Below are 26,888 nucleotides of genomic sequence, written 5' to 3'. Positions count from 1 at the left end.
CGCGCGGCCCCCGGGCCGCGTCGCGGGGCCCCCAAACACAATCCGCCGGGACCACACCCCGGCCCAAAATTATTGGCGTTCCCCAACGCCCCTGGGGGGGGGGGGGGGGGGGCGGGGGGCCCCGGCCCCCCCCCCCGACCCGGGCCACCTGGAGGAACGGTTGCGCACGTGGGGCGTGGACGACGACAGCACGGTCGTCGTCCACACGCGGCACAACCCGGCTGTCGCCACCCGTGCCTGGTGGGTTCTTCGCTGGGCCGGCGTGGCGAACGTGCAGTATCTGAACGGCGGCCTTGCCGCCTGGCAGGAGATCGGCGGGCCGCTCGACGTCCGTGTTCCGCCGCCGGCCGCCGGGACGGCCGTCGTACGGCCGGGTTCGCTCTCCGTCCTGACCGCAAAGGACGTCGGACGGCTTGCCGCGTCGGGGCATCTCATCGACGCGCGCGCCCCGAAGGCGTATGCCGGCGACCCGCGGCGGACGGGGACCGGTCATGTCCCGGGCGCGCACAGCATCCCCGGTTCGGACAACTTCACCGACGGCGAGCTGCGCGACGCCGCGACATTGCGCGCCCTGTACGCCGCGCACCTGGACGGACGCGCGATCGGCGCGTACTGCGGCAGCGGGGTGTCGGCGACGACGACCGTGCTGGCGCTCGCACACCTGGGCATCGAGACGGCTCTGTACCCCGGTTCGTGGTCCGCCTGGATCACCGATCCCGCGCGGCCGGCCACGACCGGGGTCGAGCCGGGTGTCCACCCGCCGTCGGCGCGGTGATCACCGGTGCCGGGGACCCGCGTCCCCGGCACCTCGGCCGCGGTCCACCACGCCGGGGCCGCCCGACAGATCGCCGGTGAACAGGCCGCGCAGTTCGGTCTCCTCCTCGGCTGTGGGGACCCACCGGGAGGCCAGGACGTTCTCGTCGAGCTGCCCGGGGACCGTCACCCCCGCGATCACGCTCGTGACCGTCGGCTGGGCGAGCAGCCAGCCGAGTGCCGCCGCGGCGGGAGTGATCCCGCGCTCACGCGCGAACCGTTCGAACGTCGCCAGCGCCTCCCAGGGCGCCGAACGCAGCAGGTAGCGCTTCAAGTTGGTGATCTTGGCGTCGGCCGGCGCGCGCTCCGCGGAGTACTTGCCGGTGAGCAGCCCGTTCTGCAGGGGGAAGTACGGGATGAAGCCCAGGCCGTGATGGCGCAGGGCCGGGATCAGCTCTTCCTCCGGCCTGCGCCACAGGAGGCTGTACTCGTCGGTCGTCGACACGAACCGGGTGAGCCCTTGCGCCCTGGCGACGTGTTCCGCCTCGACGATCTGCCACGCCTTGAAGTTGGACGCGCCGACGTACCGTACCTTCCCCGTCGTGACCAGGGTGTCGAGTGCCGACAGGGTTTCCTCGACCGGGGTGAGGGGGTCGGGGAAGTGGATCTGGTACAGGTCGATGTAGTCGGTGCGCAGCCGCCGCAGTGACTCCTCGACCGCGGCGAGGACGTACTTGCGGGATCCCGGCCGGGCGTAGGCGGCGCCCCGTTCCCGGCTCAGGTTCAGTCCGAACTTGGTGCCGATGACGACCTGTTCACGGCGGCCGCGGAGCGCGGCGGCGAACAGTTCCTCGCTCTGTCCGGGCCGGTCGCCGTAGCCCTCGGCGAGGTCGAAGTAGGTGACGCCGAGATCGAGCGCGCGGTCGACGATCGCGGTGACCGCTTCCTGACCGGTCGCTCGCATGCCCGACCGCCCGAAGGTGCTGGCGCCGATACCGATCTCGGACAGGACGAGGCCCGAGGCGCCGAGCTGACGGTGCCCGTCGGGGAGTTGCACAGCAGGGGGCATGGTTCTCCTCAGTGGACGTCGTCGGTGTCCAGCAGGCCCTGGAGCGTCGAGGCCTCGTACTCGGTCCGGAAGATGCCACGGCGTTGCAGCTCCGGGACGACGAGGTCGACGAACAGGTCGGCCGGTCCGCGGTGGTACGGGGGGAACAGCTGGACGCCGTCGAGCACTTCCTCCTCCAGGTGCTCCTCCAGCCAGTCGGCGATGGTCCTGGCGTCGCCGACGACGGCCGGCTGCTGTTCGTGCCAGGACCGCTGGACGTAGTGGTACAGCTCGCGCAGGGTCGCGTCCTCGCCGATCCGGGTGGCGAGGATCTGCCGCAGCAGCTCCCGGTCGTTCTCGGCGTCGCGCGCCCGGTCGCTGATCAACGGCTTGAGCGCGTCGTCGCCGACCGTGTCGATGTCGACGACGTCGAGCACGCGTTCGCTGTCGCGGACCCTCGACAGATCGATGCCGAGGGCCTCGGAGAACGCGGCCGGCAGTGCCTGTGTGAGCTGGAAGGCGTTGATCTCGTTGAACTTGGCCCGGGCCTCCCGGACGGTGCCCGCGAGGTGGAAGGTGATCCCGGGGATGATCTTGAACTTGTCGGGATCGCGCCCGTTGGCCGCGACGCGCTCCTTGAGCCTGCGGTACTCCTCCTTGCCGCGGCTGATCCCGAAGTACGGTGAGAAGCGCAGCTGCGCGAAGTCGGCACCGTAGCGCAGGGACTCCTCGGAGAGGCCCACCTGGACGATCGGGATGTGGCGCTGTACCGGCGGCGGGACGTTCAACGGGCCGCGGACGTCGAAGTGTTCGCCGTGGAAGTCGGTCTGGTGCCAGGACCCGGGCCGCACCAGGGTGCCGCGCGCCTTGTCGTCCAGGAGGAAATCGTCGTCCCAGCTCTCATACAGCAGCCGGTTCACGACCGTGGTGAACTCCCGGGCACGCGCGTACTTCGTCTCCTCGGTGGGCACCGGGTTCTTGCCGTAGTTGCCGATCGGGTCGCCGTCGCGGTCGATGCCGAAGACGACGTTGAGCGCCGTGCGTCCCCGGTTGAAGTTGTCCAGTGTCGCCACCTGCCGGGCGACGGCGTAGGGATGCTCGAAGGAGGAGTTCACCGACAGCACGAACCCGAGGTTCCGGGTGATCGCCGCGGCGTGGCCGGCGTACACGAAGTTGTCCCACCGGTAGATGCGGTTGAGGCGGTCCGGTTCGCTGCCGAGGGCGCTGCCGGCGAAGACGTAGTCCAGTCTGCCGCGCTCGGCGACCCGGGCGATGTCCAGGATGACGCTCGGGTCACGCAGGCCGGAGTTGGTCGCCTCCGGCAGACGCCAGGCGTCCAGGTCCCAACCGGTGCCGTAGGCCGCGAGACCGAGGCGGAGTGTGCGTCGGCTGCTCATGCGGATCGTTCCTCCCGGCCCGTCGTGGCAAAGCTGTTGGGGGGTGTGTCCAGGCCGAAGTGGCCGCGGAAGGTGTCGCTCGTGTACTCGCTCCGGTACACGCCGCGCTCCTGCAGGATCGGGACCACCTCACCGGTGAAACGCTCCAACTGCTCCCACAGGAAGGGCGTGCTCACGTTGAATCCCTCGGCGGCGCCTCGGTCGAACCAGTCGATCAGGGTGTCGGCGACGTGTTGGGCCGTGCCGATCACCAGGGGGAAGTTGCCGGCGATCGAGGCGCCCAGTACGTCCCTGACCCGGACGCCGCCGTTGTCCACGGTGCGGTCGGTGCGCTCGGCCAGCGCCCTCAGCAGTCGGCGGCCGTAGGCGTTGAACTGTTCGGCGGAGTCGGGCTTGACGATGCCGTCGATGCCGAGCGGCCGCAGGTCCACGCCGATCCGCTCGGACAGGGAACGCACGCTGCGGACGCCCTTGGGCAGCGGGGACCGGGACCCGTTGATCCGGGCCCACTGCGGACCCGACCAGTACGACTCGTCCTGGTCGCCCTCCACGATGTCGTCGTCGAACGGCAGCAGGGCGTTCAGTTCCTCGTACCGCTCGATCGCCGCCGCCCGTGTGTCAGCGATGAGCGGTGTGATCCCGGGCAGGAAGAAGATCGGGTCCACCCTGCCGCGCAGGCGTTCGGCTCGCTTCCGCACATCGGTGTTGAACGCGATCGACTCCTCCGCCGTGGCGGGGCCGGTGAAGTTGATGTCGGCCCACTTCGCGGACAGCTCACGGGAGAGTTCGGAGGCACCTGCGTACAGCAGCGGGACATGGCCCTGGGGCGGACGCTCCAGCGGCAGCGTACCGGCGACCTGGAAGTGCCGGCCCTTCCATTCGAGCCGGTGCACCTTGGTGTCGTCGACGTAGCGCCCGGTCTTCTTGTCCTGGAGGTAGGCGCCCTCCTCGATGCTGTCCCACAGCCGCTGGACGACGTGGATGAACTCGTCCGCACGCTCGTAGCGGGTGGCACCGCCGAGGTCCGGCAGGCTGAAGTTCCGGGCCGCCAGGTCAAAGGCGCCCAGCACGACGTTCCACGCCACCCGTCCACCGCTGAGGTGATCGAGGGACGCCGTCAGCCTCGCCAGGATGTACGGCTCGTAGAACGTCGGGTGCGCCGTCACCACGAGCCCGATCTTCGAGGATCTGAGGGCGAGTTGGGAGGCCAGGGTGAAGGGTTCCAGGCGTCCGGTGTTGTGGGTGGTGATCCACTGTTCCTCGGCGATGTCACCGGGCAGAGTGTCCCCGAGGAAGAAGAAGTCGAACTTCGCGTCCTCGACGGTCCGCAGCGCCTTGGCCGCGTACTCCAGCTCGAACGCCTGCGCCGTGGGCGCGTCCGGGTGCCGCCAGCCGCCCCAGTGTGTGCCGTTCAGCCAGTGCATATAGCCCAGGTGGAGCTGTCGCTCGGGCATGGGGATTCCCGCCTTTCAAGGTTGTTGCGGAGCTACGAGATCAGGGCCGAGCTGGGCGCGACGGCACCGGGGATCGAGGTGAGCAGCTGCTTGACGTAGTCGGTCCGCGGTTCGGTGAGGACGCCCAGGGCGGGGCCGCGCTCGACGATGTGTCCGTGGTGCAGGACGACGATCTCGTCGGACACCTCGGCGATCACGCCCAGGTCGTGCGAGATGAAGAGGTAGGTCAGCGCCAGTTCGCGTTGCAGGGAGTCGAGCAGGTCGAGGATCTGGCGTTGCACGGTCACGTCGAGGGCGGAGACCGGCTCGTCCAGGATGAGGATGTCCGGCCGCGGTGCCAGCGCGCGGGCGATGGCCACCCGCTGCCGCTGACCGCCGGAGAGTTCGGCCGTGTACCGGTCGGCGACCGAGGCGGGCAGGCCGGTCACCTCCAGCAGCTCGGTGATCTGGCGGGCGCGTTCCTGCGCCGTGCCGTACTTGTGGCCCCTCAGCGGTTCGTCGAGGATCGCGCGGACCGTGGACCTCGGGTTCAGGGAGGCGAAGGGGTCCTGGTAGACCATCTGCACCGTGCGGTAGAGGCCGGCCTGCCCCGCGCCCCGGCGGTGATGGACGACGGGTTCGCCGTCGATCTCGACCGTCCCCGTGTCCGCCGGGGTCAGGCCGGCGAGCATGCGCACCAGGGTGGTCTTGCCCGAACCCGATGCGCCGACGATGCCCAGCGTGGTCCCCTTGCGCACCCGGAACGAGGCGTCGGACACCGCGGTGACCGGGTCCGGGCCGCGGCGGGACGTGAACGTCCTGCCGACCCCCTTGGCCTCGACCACCACCGGGGAGTCCGCGGGCACGGTGCGGAAGTACTCCAGTCGGGCGGTCGCGGCCCGCCGGCCGGAGAAGCCGAGCGAGGAGGACCGCAGCAGATTCTCCGTGTACGGGTCACCCGGGTCGGCGACGACCTCGCCGGTCCGTCCGCTGCGCACGATCCGCCCGTCCTTCACCACGGCGATGTCGTCGGCCCGCTCGGCGGCGATCCCCAGGTCATGGGTGATCAGCAGGATGCCGAGTTCCCCGGTCTCCACCAGGCTCGACAGCAGGTCGAGGATGGTCTTCTGCACCGTGACGTCGAGTGCGGTCGTCGGCTCGTCGGCGACCAGCAGCCGGGGCTGTGTGCTCATCGCGGCGGCGATGAGCACCCGTTGGCACATTCCCCCGGACAACTCGTGCGGATAGCGCGCGTACAGGCGCTCCGGATCGCGCAGCCCGACCTTCGCGAACAGGTCGATGACCCGTTCGCGGCGCTCCGCGCGGGACGCCAGGCCGTGCGCGCGCAACGGTTCCGCGGCCTGGACACCGACGGGCAGCAGGGGGTTCAGGCCGAGCAGCGCGTCCTGGGGTATGTAGCCGATCTCCTTGCCCCGCACGGCCCGGTACCGCCCCTCGGACAGCCCGGTGAGCGTACGGCCGCCGAGGACCACCTCGCCCGCGGTGATGCGCCCGTTCTGGGCGAGGGTCCCCGTGACGACCCGGCCGAGGGTGGACTTGCCCGATCCGGACTCGCCGACGACGGCACGGATCGATCCCGCCGAGACGTCCAGGCTCACACCGTCCAGCACGGGGGTCGCGGCGCGTCCGGGCAGCGCGAACTCGACGCTCACGTCGCGCACGCGCAGCAGCGGAGTGTTCTCGGGGTCAGGCGACGACACGGGTCCTCCCTCGGTTGAACGATCTGCCGATGCGGTAGACCGCGAGCACGGTCGTCACGATCACCAGGCCGGGCAGCAGGCTCAGCCACCACTGGACTCCGATGAAGGTGCGCCCCTCGGCCACCAGAAGGCCCCATTCGGGCGTCGGCGGGGGCGCGCCAAGACCCAGGAAGCTCAGCGCGGCGACGGTCATGATCGCCGTGCCGATGTCCATCGTCGCCGCGGCCAGCACCGAGCGTGACGCGTTCGGCACGACATGTCTGAACAGCCGGTGGACATAGCCGTGCCCGGCGAAGACCGACGCCTCGACGTACGGGGCGTTGCTCACCTTGAGCACCTCGGACCGCATCAGACGGGCGAACCCCGCCGTGCTGTTGATGCCGATGGCGACGGCGATGTTGAGCGTTCCGCGTCCCAGCGCGGAGATGATCGCGAGGGAGACGATCAGGCTCGGCACCGCCAGCATGATGTCGATGATCCGCATCAGGACGCTGTCGACCCGGCCGCGCAGCGCACCGGCCACGAGACCGATCGAGGAACCGCTCACCAGTCCGATGGCCACGGCGATCAAGGCCGCCTGGAGCGACAGCCGGGCGCCCCACACGGTGCGGGTGAACTGGTCGCGGCCGAAGTCGTCCGTGCCGAACAGATGGCCCGAGCCGGGTGGGAGCAGCATCTGTGAGGCGTCCTGCCGCAGCGGGTCGCCGGGCACGAACAGGCCGGGGTGGACCGCGGCCGCGAGGATGACGACGACCCACAGGTATGCCGCGAGCAGTCCGGGCGAGCGCAGCAGTCCGGCCGCCCGCCGGCCGAGCGCCCGGGAGCGTCCGGACGACGGCGTGGCTGCCTTCACTTCGAGGGCCGTCACGTCATCCCTCCCATCGGATCCGCTTGTCGAGCAGCGGGTAGAGCGCGTCGACTGCGAGGTTCACCACGACGAAGATCACCGCGCTGATCGTGACCGCGACCAGGACGACGGGCATGTCACGGCCGTTCACCGCGTCGACCACGAGACGGCCCACGCCGAGCCGGGAGAACACCGTCTCCGTCAGCACCGTCCCGCCGACCATGACGCCGACGGTGGTCCCCAGCGAAGTGAGGACCGGCAGCGCCGCGTTCTTCAGGGCGTGCCGTACGACGATGTCGAACCGGCTGAGCCCCCAGTTGCGGGCGGTCTCGACGTACGGCGAGGTCAGCGCGGCGCGGAGGTTGGCCGTCAGCAGTTGCGAAATGCTGCCGCCGCCGGCCACCGCGAGGGCCACCGAGGCGACGAGCAGCCCGCCGAACCCCTGGTCGCTGACCGCCTTGATCCAGTGCAGTTGGAAGGCGCACACCTGAAGCAGCACCAGCCCGACCAGGAAGGGCGGGAGTGACACCGCTATCGGTGGCAGCGAGATGAGCAGTTCACGCGCCCACTTCCAGTCGGTCAGCTCGATGACCACCGACAGCGTCACCCCCAGCACGACGGCCAGGAGCAGTCCGAGGAGGGCCAGTTGGAGTGTCTGGGGGAAGGACTCGAAGTACACGTCCACCGCCGGCCGGCGCTGGTAGATGCTCTGGCCGAAGTCCCCGTGCAGGGCTCCGGTCAGAGCGTCCCGGTACTGCACGTACACCGGGCGGTTCAGACCCAGCAACTCGCGCTGCTCGGCGAGGAGTTGCTTGACGTCGCCGCCGTCGGCGCCGGCCGTGAGACCGCCCGCCGCGTCACCGGGCACCACGTACAGCAGGAAGAAGGCTCCGGTGAAGGCGCCCCACACCACGATGACGCCGTAAAGGAGCCGAAGACCGTATCGTGCCATGGGGCTACTTCTTCGCCAGCCAGGCGTTGATCAGATACTGGTCGAGGCCGACGGGTTCGATGTCGTGCAGTCGGGGCGAGGAGGCCCAGATGTCCACGTCGTTGGACACGGGGATCTCGTAGGCCTGCTCGACGAGGATGCGGGAAGCCCGGTCTACCAGTTTCTGGCGCTTTTCCTTGTCGATCGTCTGGTTCTGCTCCTGCAGGAGCCGGTCGAGTTCCTTGCCGGTCTTGTCGTCGTCGGCGATGAAGCTGCGGTTGGAGCCGGTCGTCTTTCCGTAGTTGGCCCGCAGGACGTCCGGGTCCGGCGAGGACGCGTACCAGTAGGCGATGTCGTACGCACCGTTGAGCAGCTTCTCGTTCGCCTCGGCGGCCAGCGGCGGGTCGAGTACGAGTTCGATGCCGAGCTTCTTCCACTGGTCCTGGAGCACCTGCCAGCCCGCGTCGTCCTCCGGTGCGCGCAGCGACAGCCGCTCGCCCTTGGCGTTGACCCGGATGCCGTCGGAGCCGGTCCGGGTCCAGCCCGCCTGTTCCAGCAGGGACTTGGCCCGCTCGGGGTCGTACTCCAGCAGCGCGCTCTGATCCGAGTAGTACGGGTTGTCCTTGCTCAGCGGGCCGGTAGCGGGCTGGTCGACGCCGCCCGAGTCGATCTTCACGAACTCGTCCCGGTCGGTCCCCGTCTGCAGTGCCTGCCTGACGCGGACGTCCTTGAGGAACTTCGATGAGGTGTTCACCGGCAGCTCGGTCCCGGTGGCGGGATTGAGCGTCTTCGAGATGGTCAGCCCGGCGCTCTGGAGCTGCGGGAGGTACTTCGCGTTCACCCAGTAGACGAACTGGAGTTCATCGCCTGCGCTGACCGCGCCGTTGCGGACCGAGTCCTCCGGAATGATCTTGTAGACGACCTTGTCGAGATAGGCCGGTCCCTCGTGCCGGAAGTACGTGGGTGCCCAGTGGTAGTCGTCGCGCTTCTTCAGCACGATGCGCTGGTTCGGGACGTACTCCTCCAGAGAGAACGGGCCGGAGCCGTCCAGCCACTTCTGCCGCTTCTCCACGGGGAGCCTGGCCGTCTTCTCCGAGACGATCCCGACGTACGCACGCGACAGGGAGGTCAGAAAAGCGGCGTTGGGCTGCGCGAACTCGACCGTGATCTCGTGCTCCGAGGGCGTCTCGATCTTGCTGATGCCCTGCACGACGGTCTTGGCGCTGGAGTGGATGCCCGGCCGGTTCAGGCTCTCCAGGTTGGCCTTGACGACCTTCGAGGTGAGGTGGGTGCCGTCGTGGAAGGTGACGTCGTCGCGCAGCTTGAACGAGTACACCCGCGCGTCGTCGCTCATCGTCCACTTCGTGGCCAGCCAGGGCTCGATCTGCTTGGTCTTGGGGTTGTAGAACACCAGCGAGTCGGCGAGGGCCCGGGCCACCGTGCGCCAGACCTGGTTGACGACGCCGGCGTCGACACCACCGGGGTCCGCACTGAGCCCGATGTTGAGGGTGCCTCCGTAGCGGTCCTTCTTGGCGACCTCGGCTCCGGCCGCGCTCTGCTCGCCGTTGCCCGAGCAGGCAGCGGTGGCGAGAAGCGACAGCACGGCGACCACTGCGGCGAGCCAGCGCCACCGGCGTGAACTGGACACGACTTGTTGTTCCTCTCGATCGGCTCGGGGTGAGCGGTCAGCTGCCGGACTGCCGTGGGCAGCCGGACAGCGCTACGCAGTCATGCGGCTGCGTCGGATAACGCGATACCCGCGATACATAAAACTTCTGACATCGACCGCTACGCCTTACACGAGGTGCGACTCGCTCGACTCTGCGTCGTCGACGGCCCGTCCCCGGCGTTGTCCCTGGTCAATCCGCTGCCCGGCGCAGTCCGTACGGCGGATCGAAGAGACGACGGGATCGGGTCTGGGTACGAGCGCCTCGTAGCCGATATGTTTTCACGGGTGTCCTTGAAGTATCGTGACAAGAATGTTGCAGTCTCCTGAACGGGGAAACCGGCATGGTGTTTGACCGGAAGTACAGCGACGAGGTCCGCCAGCGGGCGGTCGAGCGGGTGCTCCAGCGGCGCCGCGCCGAGCCCGAGAACCGCTCGATCGTCCGCGAGGTCGCCGAGGAGTTCGAGGTCGGCCCCCAGTCGCTGCGCAAGTGGCTCACGCGCTACGACGACGGCAGTTACGACTACGACTCCCCCGACGGCCACGGCGACGGCTGGGAGCCCGGCACTCCCCCGCCGGCCGCTCGCCAGCAGCGCAGACCGAGCCAGCGTGAACTGCAGGCGCGCATCGAGGAACTGGAACGGCGGATCGCCGTGCTCCAGGAGGACAACCGCTCACTCACCCGCGTCGTGTCGCTGCTGGCCGACCAACTGCGGGTGGCGACCACGACCGGTGTCCAGACCCCGGACTCCGCGATCGGTCACCCGCCGCGCGTCTAGACTCCGACGATGAGCGACAAGACAACCGTGACCAGCAATCTGCACGGGCGGACCACCGACGTCCGCGGCCGCTACAGCATCGGCGGCCCGGGGTTCGAGATCCTGTCGGACGGCTCCGTACGCAGCGGCGGCCCGGGCGAGGAGGCAAGTTCGCTCGACCTGCTCGTCGCCTCGCTCGTCTCCTGCGCGTTGAACGCGTTCCGGCACGACTTCGTCGAGAACGGTCAGCCGGAGCGCCAGGTCGAGATCTTCGCCCGGATCGAGCGCAAGGTCGAGGGGGACTACCTGGGCACGCTCATCATGGAGTGCTTCATCGACGGCGCGGACAACGTGACCGCCGACGAACTCGTCGCCGAGTACAAGAAGCGCTGCCGCATCTACAACGCCCTCAAGGACAGCCTTCCGGTGGTGTTCGTCCCGCACACCTCCGGCGCGCTGCGATGACGCCGGCCGGGGCGGCCCATCTCATCGACGCCCGGAGCGCGTACGAACAACGAGGCCGCCTCGTGTTCGTGGAGGTCGCGCCCTGGCGGGTGATGGCACCGGGACCGGACCCGATCACGGGCAGCATCCCCGGCGCGGTCCGCACCTCGGTCAGGTCCGACTTCGTCGGCACCCCAACGGCGACCAGCGGCCATCTCCCGCTGCCGCGGCGCGCCGGCGTGCATGCCGCCCTGCGGGCCCGCGGGGTCGCGCCGACCGACGACATCGTGGTCCACACCCGACGGATCGAGGAGTGGTCGTCGGCCACCCGCGCGTGGTTCACGCTCACCTGGGCCGGTTTTCCCTCGGTACGTGTCCTGAACGGCGGGCTGCCGGCCTGGGTCCGTGCGGGCGGCCCGACAACCCTTCGCCACGAGACGCCGTCCCCCGCCCCGGTGAGCGACGGGTTCGCACCGCAGCCGCCGCCCGGCTTCGGCCGACGCGTCCTCAAGGCCGCGGACGTCCTGGAGATTTCCCGCTACGGCACACTGCTCGACTCCCGGCCCGCCGGCTCGTACAACGGCGCACCGGACGACCCGAGGACCGGTCACATCCCGCATGCGATCCACGCGCACTCGGCCGAACTGATCGCTCCCGACGGGCTGCTGCGACCGCCCGTGGAACTGCGCAAGTGGTTCCTGTCCCGTCGGGCGATCGGCGGCCACGAAGTCGGCGCGTACTGCGGCGGCGGCGTGTCCAGTTCCTTGCTGGTGTTCGCCGGGGCCCTGCTCGGGCAACAGGTGGGCCTGTTCGTCGATTCCTGGTCGGCCTGGGAGCGCGATGCGTCACTGCCCGTCGAGCAGGGCACGGCCGTCAGCCGTTCCACCGCCGTCGACACCGACTGCGCGGGATACCCACACTGATCACGGCCGTCCGCGACCGCTTCGGCCGGATCGACGTCACCGAGTACGGACCCATCAGCGGGGAGCAGGGTTTCTCCCCGGCCACCCGGGGCCGGCCGGTCACCCGATGCCAGAAACCGGGGACTCTGCGTGGATCATCCCTGCACCCTGGGTAACATCTGGTCGCGGCCCGCCTCAACGACGAGCGCACACGGGCCGCAGGCACCCGACCGTCCGGAGGTGCGGCAATGGCCGTCTGTACCCGTTCCGAAGCACAGCACGACGCGGACACCGGCCGGCACGGCCTGTGCTCCTGGTGCAAGCGCCTCGCCCACGACATCCGGCTGATCCATGCCGTGGAAGCAGGTTCCGGACCGTGCGCGGGCGGAAGCCGGTTCGCCTGCCGTTCGTGCCGTGAGACCCATCGGCTGGTCCCGCTTGCCGGCCGGCCATGACACCGCGGCACCGGCCGCCCCCCGTCGCCTCGCGGCGGGTCAGCCGATCGGGAGCTTGTCGAAGGCCAGCAGTCCCATTCCCGAGGCGTTGACGATCCATGAGGTGGCCGGTGTCGTGAAGACGGTGGCACCACCGGGGTGTCCGGTGTGGGTGATGCCGGTCAGGCCCGTGCCCGCGCCCGTCAGGGCGAGGCTGAGACGGCCGGTGCCGCAGGTGACGCCGGCCACCTGCGCGGCCGTACCGTACAGGATGAAGTCGGCCCGGGTTCCGGGGTCGCAGCGCAGCGTCTGCGTGGCGTCGGTCAGGTCGATCCGGATCCTGGTGTGTGCCGTGTTCTCCCAGGTCGCGCGCAGCGGGTTCGGCGGGTCAGCCGGTGTGGCGGGCCGGACACCGTGCAGGTCACGGAGGATCTGGAGGCTCAGCCAGTCGGCGAGTTGGCGGTATCCGTGCCGGTAGGCGTAGTGGCAGCCGTCGTGGCCGTCCAGGCCCATGGTGGTCATCACCGACGTACCCGGAATGCCGGCGAAGCGGCGCTGCACCTCTTGGACGGCGGTGCTCCACACGGACCGGCAGTGGTTGCGGATCTGCACGATGTAGACGTGTTCGAGTCCGGTGAAGTCGGCCCGCCAGTGCGTCATGAGGGCGCGGACGTCGGCATCGTGCTGTGCCGCGGCGGGGTTGCCGGACAGGCCGGTGTCCGACTCGCCCTGGTACCAGATGACGCCCCGCACCGCCCCGGCGAGGCCGCCGTCGGTGACCCGGCTCAGCAGGCGGCCGTAGTTCGTGGCCGGGTCGGCCGGGAGGTCGTCGGAGCGCCGGAAGAAGCTGGAGGGTCTGCCGCCGTCCGCGCCGTTGAGGATCGCGACCGGGATGCCGGTGCGGTCGGCCAGCAGGCGCCCCAGTCGCATTCCGAGCTGCCCGATCGCACCACGCTGCGAGGTGTGCCGAGGTTCAAGGCCTTCGCCGGTGGCCCGGTACCAGCTGCGGTCGTGGACGGAGCGCACCGGGTCCGCGATGCTGTGGCCGAACGTGCGGACCCAGGGTGACGCGTCCTGGGAGCCGGCGGTGCCGGCGAACCCGGAGCCCGCGGCCACCGCGTTGGACTGTCCCTCGATGAGGTACACGTCGCCCGCGACGATGTCGCTCGCGCGGCGGACGAGGGTCCGGCCCGAGGGCCGCTGCGCCCACACCTCCACCGTGTAGGAGGCACGTTCCGCGGTGATCGGGGCGCTCAGTGAGCAGAACTCCGCGGCCGGCGCCCGCCGGGTCGTGACGAGCGTGCCCTCCCGGTAGACGTTCATGTCCACGGCGGTCACGTCGGGGTCGGTGACGCGGCCGCGCACCTCGACCGTCGCCGTGTTCGTGGCCCGGTCCCGGGGATAGAGCTGCGCAGTGGCCGGACCCGTGGTGAGGTCCACGCCGGCCGGCTTCACATACACCCGCAGATGCGGTCCGGTCCACTGGCGTGCGTTGCCGGCGAACGTCCAGTCCGGCTCACCGCCGGGTCGGGTGCCGGCACCGATGTCCACAGGCGTCTGCGGCAGATAGGCCCAGCCGTTGACGGCGAGCACGGTCTGCCGGTGCGTCAGGTCATGCACCTGGAAGGACCCGTAGCCGCCCGCGCCCGGAATCGGCCGGGACGACGAGTGGGGGTTGTCGGCGGTGTCCCATGCGCCGGCCCTGCCACCGGCCGGTGGATCGGGCGGACGTTCCCGTCCGTACTGGTTCGGCCAGATCTCCAGATATCCGGTGCTGTGGTCGGACGGACGCACCTCTGATCCCCGCACGGTCAGATCCGCGACGCGTCGCCGGGTCATTCCCGACATGGGCACGCCCAGTGCCTTCAGGTCCTGGGTCCAGGCGTTCATGGCCGCGTAGGCCCATGCCGCAGTGGTGCCGTAGACGCCGTCCAGGCAGTAGGCGACACGGGAGATCGGTGTGTGGAGCGTTTCGGAGTTGTCCACGGCGTATCTCACGCCGTCGGCCCATGACGCCGCGGTCCTCGGGATCTCCGCGTCGTACAGCAGCCGGTAGTCGGCCAGTTCGCCCACCGTCTGCTCGCACGTCGTCGCGTTCGGCGTGGCCGGCTTGACGTACACGGCCAGCTTGGCCGAGGCCAGCGTCCGCGCCGACTGCGAGAACGTCCAGTCCGGGTGACCGGTCCGCTGATTGCCCGTGCCGATGTCCAGGTAACGGCCGCGCTTGTGGCTCCACCCGTTGAGCGCCAGTACGGTCTGCCCCGCGGCGGTGTTGTACACCTGCATGGCCCCGTACCCGGAAGCGGAACCGCTCGGCTTGCCGGTCGCCGCGGTGTAGGTGCCGGGCCAGAACCTGACGTACCCGCCGTCCGCGCGCTCGACATGTGTCACATTGCTGCCCCACGTCGTCAGGCCCTTCACCGGCCGGGCGGTGGTGGTGTTCGGTACACCCAGCGTCCCGGGGTCGTTGGTGAGGGCGTCGAACGACGCGTAGGCCCACTCGTGACGGCCTGTCCTGGTCACCGTGTCCAGGCAGTAGGCCACCCGGTCCAGGTACGGCGCGCTCGGCTGCCTGTCCGGCTTCAGCGACCTGTTCAGCGAGTAGGGAACGCCGGTCCCCTTCGGCCAGTACGCGGTCCGGGGCACGTCCAGCTCGTACAGCGCGACATAGCCGGAGAGTTCGTCGACCGCTGCGCAGCCGGTCGTGGCGACGTGATCCGCCGACGCCGTCGGGGCGGGCGGCGGCGCGGTCGTGCCGGCCACCATGACGACCATCAGGGCAATGGACCGCGCGGCACCACACAGCACATCACGCATGCATATAAGACGAATGACGGGGCGCGCTATGACGCGGGGACCGACCGCGGTGGCCGGCCGCACCCGCCGGTCCCGGCGCCTCGCCGGGCGGGAGAGCCGTCAGGCCGTGCGGTGGGTGTCTCGCCGTCAGGCCGAGCGGTGGGTGTCTCGCCGTCACGGCCGGGCTGCGGCGAGCGCCGTGAGAAGGCCCTCGGCCAGCCGGGAGACGTGCGGGCGCCCAGCGCGATCAGCCGGCCGCGCCCGAGCGGCCCGGCGGCCAGGTCGAACGGCCGCTCCGCCTCGGCCCGTTGGCGCTCGGCCACGCGCTCGTCGGGATCGGCGTCTGCGGTGAGGTCCTCGAAGTCGAGGGCGAACCCGGCGCCTGGCGGGTCGATGTGCTGGCTGACGCCGCCCGCATCGGCCAACAGCCGTGTGCGCAGGGTCTCATGACGGACAGTCAGTGCGTCGAAGGCCCTCGCCAGGGCGTCATGGTCGAGTGGGCCGGTCAGGGTGAAGGCGAGGGTTTCGTTGTACGCGGCGTTCGCGCCCGGCAGTTGGGCCAGGAACCACAGTCGCTGCTGGGCGAAGGAGGCTGGGCGGACGCGAACGGGGGTTGCAGTGGCAGCCGTCCGCGAACCGACGCCAGGGCCCGGCGAGGCGGTCCTGCCACGAGGCGAGTCGCGGTGACTGAGAACGGATGTGCTCGACGAACAGCAGCCGGCCACCGGGGCGCAGCACACGCCCGACTTCCCGCAATGCCTGATCGGGGGCACCGACCGTGCACAGCACGAGCGTTGAGACGACCGTGTCCACCGTTTCGTTCGTGAACGGCAGCCGTTCGGCCGACGCGTCGAGCACACGCACCCGGCGCCGATTGCGCCGCAACCGCCGCGCCAGCCGACCGCGCATCGCGGCACCGGGTTCGGTGAGGATCAGCTCGTCGAGGTCGCCCGGGTAGTAGCGCAGATTCAGGCCGGTGCCGCTGCCCAGCTCCACGGTGCGCCCGCCGGCGCGGCCGAGCACATCCTGCCGAAGCGCGCCAAGGCCGGCCCTCTCGCCCACCCACAGGAGCGGGTCATACACCAGCGCGAACACCCGCGCCCACGGATTCGAGCCCTTTGCCACTGCCTGCTGCACGGTGCAGTACCCACGTATTCGACCGTACGTCGGTGCCGGTCGTCCCGCATGCCCGCCGCCGTGTCGGGCATACGGGACGACCGGCAGGAATTGCCGACCGCGTCGGAAAGAGGGCTCAGCCATGAGCAGTCCCGAAGAACGCGCAGCTCACCCGCATGCCGATGCCGGTCCGGGCGGGGCCGGTGATGCGGTGTCGCCCGGGGCTCTTGCGGCCCGCCGGGAGGCCCAGCGCAGTCCCGCCACCAGCTCCCGCAGATCGGCCAGGGACCGGCTGGTGGCCGCCGTGCGCTACGTGTGGGGCGCGGTGTAGTGGGCGGCGCGGCGGCGGGCGTCTTCGTCGGTGTGCGCGTCGTAGGTGAGGAGTTTGGGCAGGGCGGCGGCGAGCAGGCCCACCGAGGCGACGCAGGCGAGGCCGCCGGTCCAGATGGCCGGGCGGACGCCGCTCCAGCCGGCCATCGCGCCCGCGCGGACCTGGCCGAGTTGGGGGCCGATGCTGTAGGAGAGCACCTCGATCCCGGCCAGTCGGCCGCGCAGTTCGTCGGGGATGGTCTGGTTCCAGATGGTCGAGCGGCCCAGTCCGCTCAGCATGTCCCCGGCGCCGGCCAGGGCCAGGCACAGCAGCACCAGCCAGACGTTCCGCGTCCAGCCGGCCGCCGCGATGGCCAGTCCCCATCCGGCGGCGCCGAAGACCACCAGCAGTCCATGGCGTCGGGTGCGGGACACCCAGCCGCTGGTCAGGCTCACCACCAGGGAGCCGGCCGATCCGGCGGCGTACATCAGGCCAAGGGACCAGTCGGCGTCGAGTTCCTGGGCGAGGAAGGGGAAGATCGTGTTCGGGAAGGCGAAGAACATGGCCGCCAGGTCCACCGCGTACGTGCCCAGCAGCACCGGCCTCGACCAGGCGTAACGCGCCCCTTCGGCGATACCGCGCAAGGACGGCTTGGCGGCGTCGTCGGCGGGTGGCACGGGTGAGAGCCGCAGGCACATCAGTACCGACAGGACGAAGCAGACCACCGTGGTGGCATAGGCGGGGACGTTGCCCGCGTAGGCCACGACCAGTCCCGCCAGCGCGGGGCCGGCGATGGCGCCGGCCTGCCAGCGCAACGCGTTCAATGCGGCAGCCGCGGCGAGCTGGTCGTGCGGGACGATCCGGGCCAGCAGCGAGTCCATCGCGGGCCGCTGGAGTCCCGCCAGCGCCGCCACGCCTGCCGCCACCACGTACAGCGGCCAGAGCAAGGGCTGCGGCAGCATCGCGTTCACCAGCAGGACGGCCGCCAGCAGCCCCAGCCCCGCTTCGGTCACAACGATGACCTTCGCCCGGTCCACGGCGTCCGCGAGGGCCCCGCCGTACAATCCGAACACCACGAGGGGCACCAGTTCCACGGCACCCATCACGCCCACCGCGAGCGGCGACCCGGTCAGGTCCTTGATCTGGAGCGGCAGCGCGACCAGGGCCATGACGCTCCCGAAATACGTGATCAGCCCTTGCCCCCACAGGAGGCGGAAGTCACGGGAGGAACGCCACGGCGAGAGGTCCGGCAGCAGCGCGGCAATCTTCGATATCGCGGTCAACGGCCGAACTCCACAAAGGCAAGGGTGATACCTGGGTGGACTGTAGAGTGCGCACACCCGTGTCGCAATCAAGAATCTGGGACACCGTTTGTAGCGATCGGGTCCGTCCCTCGGTGAGGCTAGCCTGAGCGCATGCGTGTCACCAGGAGCCTGCCGGTCCTCGCCGCGGGCGAGATGGACGTTTCTTTCGTGATCAAGGGGTACGAGGAAGTCGTCACCGAGGACACGGAGTGGAACGAACACTCGCACCCATGGCACGAGCTGCTGTGGAACGAGCGCGGTGCGTCCACGGCGGTGGTGGACTCCCAGGTGTGGTGCATCACTCCTGCGCTGGGGCTGTGGATGCCCGCAGGCCAGTTGCATTCCGCCTCAGCGACCGCGGGCACGTCCTTCCGCGCCCACTTCTTCCGGCACGACACCACGACCGCGCTGCCCGATGTGCCGGTGGCCGTGGAGATCACTCCGCTGCTCCAACTGCTCCTGGAGCGGCTCGGGGAGGCGGGGCTGCCGGCGAAGTCCCGGTCCGTGACCGAGGCGATGGTCCTCGACGTGCTGCGGCCGTCGGACCGGGCGTTGCTGGTGCAGTTGCCCACGTCCGAGCTGCTGCGCCCGATCGTGAGTGCGGTCCGGGCCGACCCCGCCGACCAGCGGACGCTGACCGGCTGGGCGTCCCTGCTCGGGTGCAGTCCGCGCACGCTGACCCGGGCGTTCCGGGCCGAGGCGGGGACCAGTTTCGCGCGCTGGGTCGCCGCGGTGCGCGCCCAGCACGCGGTGCAGCTGCTCGTCCAGGGATTCGAGGTCGACATCGTGGCGGAAGTGGTCGGCTACCGGTCGGCGAGCGCCTTCGGGGCGGCCTTCCGGCGGACGACCGGGATGACGCCGGGCAGGTTCCGGGTGCGCTGACCGCGGGAGCGTCTAGCGCGATCCCGACGCGAACCGGCACTGAGCGGCACTGAGCGGCACTGAGCGGCACGGCGATGTCCCGATCGCTACAAAGGCTGTCACAAAGTCTCGATTGATCCCGAACGCCTCCTCTCCCTACGCTATGCAGGTAAGCCTTACCTAACTTGCTTGCGCAAGTGCGGTGCCGGCTCCACGCCCCGTGCCGCGGTCCGGACGTGCGAGCCCGGCACCCCGACCGGAAGTGGACCACGGGTCGATGAGAACCCCACGCCTTCGTGCACTCGCCCTCGCGGCGGCCCTCCTGTTCGGACTCACCGCCTGCGGTGGTGCGTCCGACGACAAGGACGGCGGCGACGCCGCCACAGCCGGCGCCGACGGCTCCAGTCAGTTCCCCGTGACGATCAAACACGCGCTCGGCACCACCGTCATCCCCGCCAAGCCCCAGCGCGTGGCCACGGTGAACTGGGCCAACGACGAGGTGCCGCTCGCCCTCGGGGTCGTCCCCGTCGGCATGGCCAAGGCCAACTTCGGCGACGACGACGGTGACGGAGTGCTGCCCTGGACCGAGGCCCGCCTCAAGGAACTCGGTGCCAAGACGCCCGTCCTGTTCGACGAGACCGACGGAATCGACTTCGAAGCCGTCGCCGACACCAAGCCCGACGTCATCCTCGCCTCGTACTCCGGGCTGACCGAGCAGGACTATGAGACCCTCAGCGAGATCGCGCCCGTCGTGGCCTACCCCGAAGCCGCCTGGGCGACCCCGTGGCGTGACATCATCCGGTTCAACAGCAAGGCCATCGGACTGGCCGACGAGGGCGACGAGCTGATCGGGGACCTCGAAGGACAGATCAGCGAGACCGTCGCCAAGTACCCCCAGCTGAAGGGGAAGTCGGCGATGTTCATGACGCACGTGTCGTCCAAGGACGTGAGCCAGGTCGGTTTCTACACCACCCACGACACCCGGACCCAGTTCTTCACCGACCTCGGCCTGGAGATCCCGGCCAGCGTCGCCGGCCCGTCGAAGTCCACGAAGAAGTTCGTGCTCACCAAGAGCGCCGAGCACATCGACGACTTCAACGACGTCGACATCATCACCGGGTACGGCGACGACAAGGGCGAGCTGCTGAAGGCCCTCAAGAGCGACCCGCTCACCTCCAAGCTGTCCGCCGTCAAGCGGGACTCCCTCTACCTGCTGCCCGGCAGCACCCCCAAGGCGACCGCCGCGAACCCGACCCCGCTGTCCATCCCGTACGTCCTGGACGACTATGCGGCAGCGCTCGCCGAGGCCGCGGACAAGGTCAAGTGACCCTCACCGACACCCCGCGCGCGCCGGACGCCGTCCTGGTCAGGCGCCCGGCGCGCGTGCGCGTCAGCTGGCTCCTCGTGCTCACCGCCGTCCTCGTCGGGGTCATGGTGTGCTCCCTCGCGTTCGGTTCCCGTGACGTCGCCTGGACCGATGTGTGGTCGGCGCTCGGCGGTGCGGACCACACCGTGGAGGAGGCGGCGGTCGCCAAACGTGTCCCCCGCTCGCTCCTGGCCGTCCTCGTCGGCGCCGCCCTCGGACTGGCCGGCGCGGTCATGCAGGGCGTGACCCGCAACCCGCTGGCCGATCCCGGCATCCTCGGTGTCAACATGGGCGCCTCGCTCGCCGTGGTCACCGCCGTCGCGTACTTCGGCCTCGCCTCGGCGTCCGGCTACATCTGGGTGGCCATGCTAGGCGCGGCGCTGGCCGCCGGGTTCGTGTACGCCGTCGGCTCCCTCGGGCGCGGCGGAGCCACCCCGCTGAAGCTGGCCCTCGCCGGTGCCGCCATCTCGGCCGCGATCGCCTCGCTGGTCAGCGCCGTGGTGCTGCCGCGCAACGACATCTCCGACACCTTCCGGCTGTGGCAGATCGGCGGTGTCGGGGGCGCCTCCTACGCGCAGCTCGGCGAGGTCCTGCCGTTCCTCGCCGTCGGCTTCCTGATCTGCCTGCCCTGCGCCCGTGCGCTGAACTCGCTCGCGCTGGGCGACGAGCTGGCCGCAGGGCTCGGCGAGCGGGTGGCCCTGGTCCGCGCCACGGCCTCGCTCGGGGCGGTCGTGCTCTGCGGCGCGTCCACCGCCGTCGCCGGGCCGATCGGCTTCGTCGGTCTCGTCGTCCCGCACACCTGCCGGCTGTTGGCCGGCGTCGACCACCGTTGGCTGCTGCCGTTCTCCGCGCTCGGCGGTGCCACGCTGCTGACGGCCGCGGACGTGCTGGGCCGGGTCGTGGCGCGCCCCTCCGAGATCGACGTGGGAATCGTCACCGCGCTGGTCGGAGCCCCCTTCTTCATCCACATCGTCCGCCGACAGAAGGTCAGATCCCTGTGAGCGCTCCTGCCGTCACGGGCCCGTCCACGCTGGTGACCGTTGCCCGCAGCAGGGTCCGCCGCGCCTGCCGGCGGCGGCTGATCGTCCTGACGCTGCTGCTGCTCGTCGTGGCCGCGTTCGTCACGACCCTGATGGCCGGTCACACCTTCTACCCCGCCGGCGACGTGCTGCGCGTGATCACGGGAGAGGAGGTTCCGGGCGCGTCGTTCACGGTCGGCAGGCTTCGGCTGCCGCGTGCGGTGCTCGCGCTGACCGCCGGGTTCAGCTTCGGCATCGCCGGTGTGACCTTTCAGACGATGCTGCGCAACCCGCTCGCCAGCCCCGACATCATCGGCATCAGTTCGGGGGCGAGCGCCGCGGCGGCCATCGCCATCGTCATGCTGTCGCTCGACGAGAGGGAGGTGTCGGTCCTGGCGATCGCCGCCGCCCTCGGGGTGGCGCTTGTGGTGTACACCCTCGCGTTCCGCGACGGGGTCGCGGGCACCCGGCTCATCCTGATCGGCATCGGCATCTCCGCCCTGCTCGACAGCGTCACCTCCTACGTCCTGTCCCAGGCCGGCGAATGGGACCTCCAGGAGGCCATGCGCTGGCTCACGGGCAGTCTGAACGGCACCACGTGGGACGAGACCGTGCCCACCGTCCTCGCCGTGCTCGTGCTCGGTCCGGTCCTGCTGACACAGGCCCGCAACCTCACCGCGCTGCGCCTGGGCGACGACACGGCGTCCGCGCTCGGCGTCCGTGTCGAACGCACCCGTGTCACGGTGATCGTCGCGGCCGTCGGGCTGATCGCCTTCGCGACGGCGGCCGCGGGGCCGATCGCCTTCGTCGCGTTCCTCTCCGGGCCGATCGCCGCCCGGCTGGTGGGAACCGGCGGGTCCCTGCTGGTGCCCGCCGGTCTGGTCGGTTCCCTGCTCGTACTGGTCGCCGACTTCACGGGGCAGTACGCCTTCGCCACCCGTTACCCCGTGGGCGTCGTCACCGGAGTCCTCGGCGCGCCCTATCTCGTCCACCTGATCGTCCGCAGCAACCGGGCCGGAGGCTCACTGTGACCGCGTCCCATACCCTCGCCACCGAGGACCTCACGCTCGGCTACGGCGACCGTACGGTCATCGAGGGCCTGGACCTGACGCTCGCGGCCGGCAGCATCACCGTGATCGTCGGAGCGAATGCCTGCGGCAAGTCGACCTTGCTGCGTTCGATGTCCCGGCTGCTGGCCCCGCGTTCCGGCCGGGTCGTCCTGGACGGCAAGGAGGTGCATCGCACCCCGGCCAAGGAACTCGCCCGTACGCTGGGCCTGTTGCCGCAGTCACCGGTCACCCCCGAGGGCATCACGGTGCTTGACCTGGTCGGCCGGGGCCGCCACCCCCACCAGCACGCCTTCTCCCGCTGGACGGCCAAGGACGACGCCGCGGTCGCCGCCGCGCTGGAGGCCACGCAGACGAGCGAACTGGTCGACCGGGCCGTCGACGAACTCTCCGGCGGCCAGCGCCAGCGGGTGTGGATCGCCATGGCCCTCGCCCAGCAGACGGATCTGCTGCTGCTCGACGAGCCCACCACGTTCCTCGACATCAGCCACCAGATCGAGGTCCTCGACCTGCTGACCGACCTGAACCGGTCCCGCGGCACCACGATCGTCATGGTCCTGCACGACCTCAACCTCGCCGCGCGCTACGCCGACCAGCTGATCGCCCTGGCGGCCGGGCGGCTGCACAGAGCGGGCAGGCCCGAGGAGGTGATGACCGAGGACACCGTCCGGGCCCTGTACGGCATGGAGAGCCGCGTCATCGAGGACCCCCTCTCCGGCAAACCCCTCGTCCTGCCCATCGGCCGCCACCACGCGCACCCCGCATACGGCGCCGGCCTGCTTTGACGGCACCGCGAGCATGAGCCGACGTCCCGGCCACCGCGGCGCCCCGGTGACGGGCGAGGGCGGACGACACCACGCTCCGCACCTCGCCTCCACCCGGGTTCCACCCGTGCGGCATTCTGGGGGTGGGCTACGTCGTGAGGGGAGCTGTGGTGGACGAGCACGCGCAGGTTTCGCGTGAGGTGGAGGCATCAGGGCTGTCTCCCCAGTTGCGGCTGGACGCACTGCTGGACGACCTGCAGCAGCAGGTGGCGCAGGTTCGGGGGGCCCGGGACCGGGTCCACACGCTGCTGGACGCCGTGTTGGCGGTCGGCTCCGACCTGGACCTGGAGGTGGTGCTGCAGCGCATCGTGGAGTCGGCGGTCACGCTGGTCGACGCCCGGTACGGGGCGCTGGGCGTGCTGGGCGAGGAAGGCACGATCAAGCAGTTCGTCACGGTCGGCATCGACGACGAGGCGATCGCCCGCATCGGGCACTACCCGCGCGGCGAGGGCATCCTGGGGCTGCTCATCCGGCACCCGGAGCCGCTGCGCCTGGCGAACCTGGCGGAGCATCCGGCATCCGTCGGCTTCCCGGCCGGGCACCCCGCGATGACCAGCTTCCTCGGCGCCCCCGTCCGGGTGCGCGACCAGGTGTTCGGCAACCTGTATCTGACGAACAAGAAGAGCGGCGCGGAGTTCGACAGCGACGACGAGGCGGTGCTGCGCACCCTGGCCGCGGCGGCCGGTGTGGCCATCGACAACGCCCGGCTGTACGACGAGGCGCACCGCAGGCAGCGGTGGCTGGCGGCCAGCAACGAACTGACCCGCAGCCTGCTGTCCGGCGCGGAGCCCGCCGCGGTGCTGGCGTCCTTCACCGGCACCGTGCGCGAGATGGCCTGCGCGGACCTGGTCACCTTGGCGGTGCCCGTCGGTGACCGGGGCGAGTTGGTCATCGAGGCCGCCTCGGGAGCAGGGGCCGAGGAGGTCCGCGGCCTTGTGCTGCCCGCCACAGCGCTGGGCGCGAAGGTCTACACGTCCGGGGAGACGATCACCAGCGATGCGGTGAGCGCCGACCCGCGCGCCGAGGGCGGCAGCGCCTCGGTGGTGGAGCTGGGGCCGGCGTTCTTCGTACCGCTCGGCACCCGGGAGCATGTCCGCGGGGTGCTCCAGGTCGCGCATCTGCCGGGCGGCGCCCTGTTCACCGACGCCGTGATCGACATGGTCACCGGGTTCGGCAACCAGGCCGCGTTGGCGCTGGACGTCGCCGAGCACCGGCGCGACAGCGAGCGCATGGTCGTGCTCAACGACCGTGACCGGATCGCGCGCGACCTGCACGACCTCGTCATCCAGCGGATGTTCGCCGGCGCGCTGACGCTGCAGTCCACGCTGGGCCGGATCTCCGACCTGCCCGAGGTGAGCGAGCGCATCCAGCGGGTCGTGGCCGACCTGGACGACACCATCAAGATCATTCGGGGCACCATCTACGCCCTCCGCGAGCACGATCAGGACCGTCGTGGAAGCGGGCTGCGCGCCCAGCTGGTGGCGGCCGCCGAACGGGCCACCGAGTCGCTCGGCTTCGCTCCCGCGCTGCGCATGACCGGGCTGCTGGACACGGCCGTGTCCGCCGAGCAGGCCGAGCAACTGCTGGCCGTGCTCGGCGAGGCGCTGTCCAACGCCGCCCGGCACGCGGACGCCACCGCCGTCGATGTCGGTGTCGAGGTCACCGATGCAGCCGTGAAGCTGCGGGTGGCCGACAACGGCCGCGGGATCGACCCCGCGGTCACCCGCCGCAGCGGCCTGGCGAACCTTCGCGGGCGCGCGGAGGAGAGGGGCGGCGTGTTCACCCTGTCCGCGAACCGACCGAGCGGCACCGTCGTCGAATGGGTGGTCCCGCTCTCCCCCACCGACTGACGCCGCCGCCCGTGCTCGGCCTCGTAACCGTCCGCCGGTTCCTACGCCGTGCTGCCCGCGGTGCGGACACCGGTGAGGGTGTAGGCGAGTGCGGCGGCGGCCACGATCGCGAGCAGCGCGAGGCCGGCCGCATAGGTGCCGTACTCGCCGTAGAGCGAGCCCATCACCAGCGGCGGGAGGAAGCCGCCGAGGCCGCCCGCGGCGCCGACCACACCGGTGACCGAGCCGACCTGGGCGGCCGGGGTCAGCAGGGCCACCAGGGCGAAGGTCGCCCCGCTGCCCGCGCCGAGCGCGGCGGCCATGGCCAGGAAGGCGAGGGTGCCCACCGGCGCCAGATCCGGGGTGAACGACTGCACCACGGCCCCGGCCACGACCACGGTCAGCGCCCCGGCCAGCACCCGGGCCGGGCCCAGCCGGTCGGACAGCCAGCCGCCGACCGGGCGCATCGCCACCGCCAGCAGCACAAACCCGGCCATGCGGTTCGCAGCGTCGCCCTGCGGCAGGCCGTAGCCGGTCTTCAGGTACGTGGGCAGGTACACCGAGAAGGCGACGTACCCGCCGAACGCGACCGCGTACAGAACGGATGCCTGCCAGGTGATCCCGAGCTTCAGGGTGGCAGCCAGGCGGCGGGCCAGCGGCTCGGCCGGCACGGTGCGGCCGGGTGCGTCACGCAGCAGCAGCGCGGCGGCCACCGCGTACACGGCCAGCACCGCGGCCGTGATCACGAACGGGGTGGACATGCCGTGCGCGTCGACCAGCTTCACGGTGGTCAGGGCGCTGATGGCGGTGCCGCCCATGCCGGCGCCGAAGGCCCCGATGGCCAGGCCCCGTCGCTCGGGCGGGAACCAGGCGTTCACGAGCGGCACACCGACGGCGAACGCGGTGCCGCCGATACCGAGGAAGAACCCTCCCACCAGCAGGGCGGCGAGCGAGGAGTGTCCGGCCAGGCCGAGGTAGAGCACGGGCACGATGGTGGCGGCCGACACCAGCGGGAACATCACGCGCCCGCCGTAGCGGTCGGTGAGCGCGCCCACCGGGATCCGTCCCAGCGAGCCGACCACCACCGGCACCGCCACCAGCAGCGACTGCTGGAACGAACTCAGGCCGAGGCCGTCCTTGAAGCGCGGGCCGAGCGGGCTGAGCAGCGCCCACGCCCAGAAGTTGACGGCGAAACCCACCGTGGCCAACGCCAGCATGAGCCATGCGCGTCCCGGCACGGACGCGGCCGGTGCCGGCGCGGACGGTGCCGATGCCGGTGTGGCCGGTGCCGGTACCGGTGTGGCCGGTGCCGGTGCCTCTTTCTGACTCCTCGACGGCTGGAACATGCCGCCTGTCCCTTCGTTCGCAGTGGTGCGGCCCCGGGATGGAACCGGGGCCGCGAGCCCCCCGACCGCGCGATGCGCGCCGGGGCCTGACGCCACTATCTGTGCGAGGCACTGCCCAAAGGGTGGGCCATACGGCCTCATCCACCGGTCCGGCGGTCCCCGGCTTCCGGGTCGCCTTGCGTGCACACCCCGGTGAGACTGCTGACGACGGGACAAGGGCCGTCCGGCCCTAACACCGCCCCGGTCAGATGAGGGACGCTGGGCTGATGTTCCACAACGACGGCTTCCGCGCGCTCGATCGGCAGGAGTGCCTGCGCCTGTTGGCGAAGGTTCCGGTCGGTCGTGTCGTCTACACCCGTCGGGCGCTGCCCGCGGTGCTTCCGGTCAACTTCTCCCTCGACACGGACTCCTCCGTGCTCCTGTGCACGTCGGCGAGTTCGGACCTGGTCCGCGCCATCGACGGTGTCGTGGTCGCCTTCGAGGCCGACGACTTCGACGCCGCGACCCGCTCCGGCTGGAGCGTGGTCGTCACCGGTCGGGCGAGCGTGGTGAGCGACCCCGCCGAACACGAACGGCTGTCACGAACGGGCCCGCGATCCTGGGTGGTCACCCAGGACGGCGTCTATGTGCGCATCGAGGCGGAGATGGTCACCGGCCGCGAGATCGCCGGCCTGCGCGATACGGACTGACCGCGTCCGAGGACGCGCACCGTCGGT

Annotated in this window: 24 protein-coding genes; 12 read left to right on the top strand and 12 right to left on the bottom strand. The window is 70.7% G+C overall.

Annotated features, from left to right (window positions below; all coding sequences use genetic code 11):
- Positions 1-160: 160 nt before the first annotated feature.
- The gene (locus tag ACFYTE_RS18205; RefSeq protein WP_388710786.1) at positions 161-775 is read left to right on the top strand and encodes a sulfurtransferase; all 615 of its coding nucleotides are present in this window, start codon (positions 161-163) and stop codon (positions 773-775) included.
- On the opposite strand, the gene ACFYTE_RS18200 is transcribed toward ACFYTE_RS18205, so the two are convergent.
- The 7 genes from ACFYTE_RS18200 to ACFYTE_RS18170 are packed head-to-tail and all read right to left on the bottom strand — an operon-like array spanning position 776 to position 9,778.
- Entirely contained in the window at positions 776-1,822 is a 1,047-nt protein-coding gene (locus ACFYTE_RS18200; RefSeq protein ID WP_388710784.1) for an aldo/keto reductase, read from the bottom strand.
- An 8-nt stretch (positions 1,823-1,830) separates the two neighbouring features.
- Complete coding sequence (locus ACFYTE_RS18195) at positions 1,831-3,198, bottom strand: NtaA/DmoA family FMN-dependent monooxygenase (RefSeq protein ID WP_388710781.1); 1,368 nt, start codon at positions 3,196-3,198, stop codon at positions 1,831-1,833.
- The gene (locus tag ACFYTE_RS18190; protein WP_388710778.1) at positions 3,195-4,652 is read right to left on the bottom strand and encodes an NtaA/DmoA family FMN-dependent monooxygenase; all 1,458 of its coding nucleotides are present in this window, start codon (positions 4,650-4,652) and stop codon (positions 3,195-3,197) included. The genes ACFYTE_RS18195 and ACFYTE_RS18190 overlap by 4 nt, the downstream gene beginning before the upstream one ends.
- A gap of 32 nt (positions 4,653-4,684) precedes the next feature.
- On the bottom strand, positions 4,685-6,352 hold the full coding sequence (locus ACFYTE_RS18185; RefSeq protein ID WP_388710775.1) for a dipeptide ABC transporter ATP-binding protein: 1,668 nt from the start codon (positions 6,350-6,352) through the stop codon (positions 4,685-4,687).
- Positions 6,339-7,220: an ABC transporter permease gene (locus tag ACFYTE_RS18180; protein WP_388710773.1), complete on the bottom strand. Its 882-nt coding sequence runs from the start codon at positions 7,218-7,220 to the stop codon at positions 6,339-6,341. Before ACFYTE_RS18180 ends, ACFYTE_RS18185 begins: the two co-directional genes overlap by 14 nt.
- Position 7,221: 1 nt before the next feature.
- The gene (locus tag ACFYTE_RS18175; RefSeq protein ID WP_388710770.1) at positions 7,222-8,151 is read right to left on the bottom strand and encodes an ABC transporter permease; all 930 of its coding nucleotides are present in this window, start codon (positions 8,149-8,151) and stop codon (positions 7,222-7,224) included.
- 4 nt (positions 8,152-8,155) lie between these two features.
- Complete coding sequence (locus ACFYTE_RS18170; RefSeq protein WP_388710768.1) at positions 8,156-9,778, bottom strand: ABC transporter substrate-binding protein; 1,623 nt, start codon at positions 9,776-9,778, stop codon at positions 8,156-8,158.
- Positions 9,779-10,140: 362 nt separating this feature from the next.
- Between ACFYTE_RS18170 and ACFYTE_RS18165 the strand changes: the two genes are divergently transcribed.
- Genes ACFYTE_RS18165 through ACFYTE_RS18155 form a run of 3 tightly spaced genes read left to right on the top strand, consistent with a single transcriptional unit; the run spans position 10,141 to position 11,921 of the window.
- Positions 10,141-10,575, top strand: a complete 435-nt coding sequence (locus ACFYTE_RS18165) for a transposase (RefSeq protein ID WP_388710765.1) — start codon at positions 10,141-10,143, stop codon at positions 10,573-10,575.
- 9 nt (positions 10,576-10,584) lie between these two features.
- Positions 10,585-11,019, top strand: a complete 435-nt coding sequence (locus ACFYTE_RS18160) for an OsmC family protein (RefSeq protein ID WP_388710762.1) — start codon at positions 10,585-10,587, stop codon at positions 11,017-11,019.
- A complete protein-coding gene (locus tag ACFYTE_RS18155) occupies positions 11,016-11,921 on the top strand; it encodes a sulfurtransferase (protein ID WP_388710760.1) in 906 nt (301 codons plus the stop codon). Before ACFYTE_RS18160 ends, ACFYTE_RS18155 begins: the two co-directional genes overlap by 4 nt.
- 473 nt (positions 11,922-12,394) lie before the next feature.
- Here ACFYTE_RS18155 and ACFYTE_RS18150 read toward each other — a convergent pair whose 3' ends face one another.
- From ACFYTE_RS18150 to ACFYTE_RS18140, 3 genes are read right to left on the bottom strand one after another with little or no spacing between them, the layout of a single operon-like run.
- Entirely contained in the window at positions 12,395-15,151 is a 2,757-nt protein-coding gene (locus ACFYTE_RS18150; protein ID WP_388710757.1) for a sialate O-acetylesterase, read from the bottom strand.
- Between the two features lie 26 nt (positions 15,152-15,177).
- Positions 15,178-15,684: a condensation domain-containing protein gene (locus ACFYTE_RS18145; protein ID WP_388710830.1), complete on the bottom strand. Its 507-nt coding sequence runs from the start codon at positions 15,682-15,684 to the stop codon at positions 15,178-15,180.
- On the bottom strand, positions 15,617-16,267 hold the full coding sequence (locus ACFYTE_RS18140; RefSeq protein WP_388710754.1) for a class I SAM-dependent methyltransferase: 651 nt from the start codon (positions 16,265-16,267) through the stop codon (positions 15,617-15,619). The genes ACFYTE_RS18145 and ACFYTE_RS18140 overlap by 68 nt, the downstream gene beginning before the upstream one ends.
- 121 nt (positions 16,268-16,388) lie before the next feature.
- Between ACFYTE_RS18140 and ACFYTE_RS18135 the strand changes: the two genes are divergently transcribed.
- Positions 16,389-16,577 carry a hypothetical protein gene (locus ACFYTE_RS18135; protein WP_388710752.1) on the top strand — a complete coding sequence of 63 codons (189 nt, stop codon included), beginning with the start codon at positions 16,389-16,391 and terminating at the stop codon, positions 16,575-16,577.
- Here the strand turns inward: ACFYTE_RS18135 and ACFYTE_RS18130 are convergent.
- Positions 16,556-17,839, bottom strand: a complete 1,284-nt coding sequence (locus tag ACFYTE_RS18130; RefSeq protein ID WP_388710749.1) for an MFS transporter — start codon at positions 17,837-17,839, stop codon at positions 16,556-16,558. The two genes, ACFYTE_RS18135 and ACFYTE_RS18130, sit on opposite strands and share 22 nt — an antisense overlap.
- Positions 17,840-17,971: 132 nt before the next feature.
- Here ACFYTE_RS18130 and ACFYTE_RS18125 point away from each other — a divergent pair, with 132 nt between their 5' ends.
- The 6 genes from ACFYTE_RS18125 (at position 17,972) to ACFYTE_RS18100 (ending at position 24,847) form a co-directional block, all read left to right on the top strand.
- Positions 17,972-18,742 carry an AraC family transcriptional regulator gene (locus ACFYTE_RS18125; RefSeq protein ID WP_388710746.1) on the top strand — a complete coding sequence of 257 codons (771 nt, stop codon included), beginning with the start codon at positions 17,972-17,974 and terminating at the stop codon, positions 18,740-18,742.
- Between the two features lie 256 nt (positions 18,743-18,998).
- Positions 18,999-20,048, top strand: a complete 1,050-nt coding sequence (locus tag ACFYTE_RS18120; protein WP_388710743.1) for an iron-siderophore ABC transporter substrate-binding protein — start codon at positions 18,999-19,001, stop codon at positions 20,046-20,048.
- Positions 20,045-21,088, top strand: coding sequence for a FecCD family ABC transporter permease (locus ACFYTE_RS18115; protein WP_388710740.1), 1,044 nt, complete (start codon positions 20,045-20,047; stop codon positions 21,086-21,088). The genes ACFYTE_RS18120 and ACFYTE_RS18115 overlap by 4 nt, the downstream gene beginning before the upstream one ends.
- Positions 21,085-22,137, top strand: coding sequence for a FecCD family ABC transporter permease (locus ACFYTE_RS18110; RefSeq protein ID WP_388710737.1), 1,053 nt, complete (start codon positions 21,085-21,087; stop codon positions 22,135-22,137). The genes ACFYTE_RS18115 and ACFYTE_RS18110 overlap by 4 nt, the downstream gene beginning before the upstream one ends.
- On the top strand, positions 22,134-22,958 hold the full coding sequence (locus tag ACFYTE_RS18105; protein WP_388710734.1) for an ABC transporter ATP-binding protein: 825 nt from the start codon (positions 22,134-22,136) through the stop codon (positions 22,956-22,958). The genes ACFYTE_RS18110 and ACFYTE_RS18105 overlap by 4 nt, the downstream gene beginning before the upstream one ends.
- 149 nt (positions 22,959-23,107) lie before the next feature.
- Positions 23,108-24,847: a GAF domain-containing protein gene (locus ACFYTE_RS18100; RefSeq protein WP_388710731.1), complete on the top strand. Its 1,740-nt coding sequence runs from the start codon at positions 23,108-23,110 to the stop codon at positions 24,845-24,847.
- 41 nt (positions 24,848-24,888) lie between these two features.
- On the opposite strand, the gene ACFYTE_RS18095 is transcribed toward ACFYTE_RS18100, so the two are convergent.
- Positions 24,889-26,043 (bottom strand): MFS transporter, encoded by a 1,155-nt coding sequence (locus tag ACFYTE_RS18095; protein WP_388710728.1) that lies wholly within the window; start codon positions 26,041-26,043, stop codon positions 24,889-24,891.
- 395 nt (positions 26,044-26,438) lie between these two features.
- Between ACFYTE_RS18095 and ACFYTE_RS18090 the strand changes: the two genes are divergently transcribed.
- The gene (locus tag ACFYTE_RS18090; protein WP_388710725.1) at positions 26,439-26,861 is read left to right on the top strand and encodes a pyridoxamine 5'-phosphate oxidase family protein; all 423 of its coding nucleotides are present in this window, start codon (positions 26,439-26,441) and stop codon (positions 26,859-26,861) included.
- Positions 26,862-26,888 lie beyond the last annotated feature (27 nt).

The sequence above is a fragment of the Streptomyces sp. NPDC004629 genome, assembly GCF_042873595.1.
Lineage (GTDB): Bacteria > Actinomycetota > Actinomycetes > Streptomycetales > Streptomycetaceae > Streptomyces.
The sequence above is the reverse complement of the archived record's forward strand: the minus strand, read 5'-3'. Positions and strand labels throughout refer to the sequence as shown.

Bases quoted from the DNA above. Each gene is read 5' to 3' on its own strand.
- ACFYTE_RS18200 (WP_388710784.1), bottom strand. From the start codon at position 1,822: ATGCCCCCTGCTGTGCAACTCCCCGACGGGCACCGTCAGCTCGGCGCC.
- ACFYTE_RS18195 (WP_388710781.1), bottom strand. From the start codon at position 3,198: ATGAGCAGCCGACGCACACTCCGCCTCGGTCTCGCGGCCTACGGCACC.
- ACFYTE_RS18190 (WP_388710778.1), bottom strand. From the start codon at position 4,652: ATGCCCGAGCGACAGCTCCACCTGGGCTATATGCACTGGCTGAACGGC.
- ACFYTE_RS18175 (WP_388710770.1), bottom strand. From the start codon at position 8,151: ATGGCACGATACGGTCTTCGGCTCCTTTACGGCGTCATCGTGGTGTGG.
- ACFYTE_RS18165 (WP_388710765.1), top strand. From the start codon at position 10,141: ATGGTGTTTGACCGGAAGTACAGCGACGAGGTCCGCCAGCGGGCGGTC.
- ACFYTE_RS18160 (WP_388710762.1), top strand. From the start codon at position 10,585: ATGAGCGACAAGACAACCGTGACCAGCAATCTGCACGGGCGGACCACC.
- ACFYTE_RS18155 (WP_388710760.1), top strand. From the start codon at position 11,016: ATGACGCCGGCCGGGGCGGCCCATCTCATCGACGCCCGGAGCGCGTAC.
- ACFYTE_RS18150 (WP_388710757.1), bottom strand. From the start codon at position 15,151: ATGCGTGATGTGCTGTGTGGTGCCGCGCGGTCCATTGCCCTGATGGTC.
- ACFYTE_RS18135 (WP_388710752.1), top strand. From the start codon at position 16,389: ATGAGCAGTCCCGAAGAACGCGCAGCTCACCCGCATGCCGATGCCGGT.
- ACFYTE_RS18125 (WP_388710746.1), top strand. From the start codon at position 17,972: ATGCGTGTCACCAGGAGCCTGCCGGTCCTCGCCGCGGGCGAGATGGAC.
- ACFYTE_RS18120 (WP_388710743.1), top strand. From the start codon at position 18,999: ATGAGAACCCCACGCCTTCGTGCACTCGCCCTCGCGGCGGCCCTCCTG.
- ACFYTE_RS18095 (WP_388710728.1), bottom strand. From the start codon at position 26,043: ATGCTGGCGTTGGCCACGGTGGGTTTCGCCGTCAACTTCTGGGCGTGG.
- ACFYTE_RS18090 (WP_388710725.1), top strand. From the start codon at position 26,439: ATGTTCCACAACGACGGCTTCCGCGCGCTCGATCGGCAGGAGTGCCTG.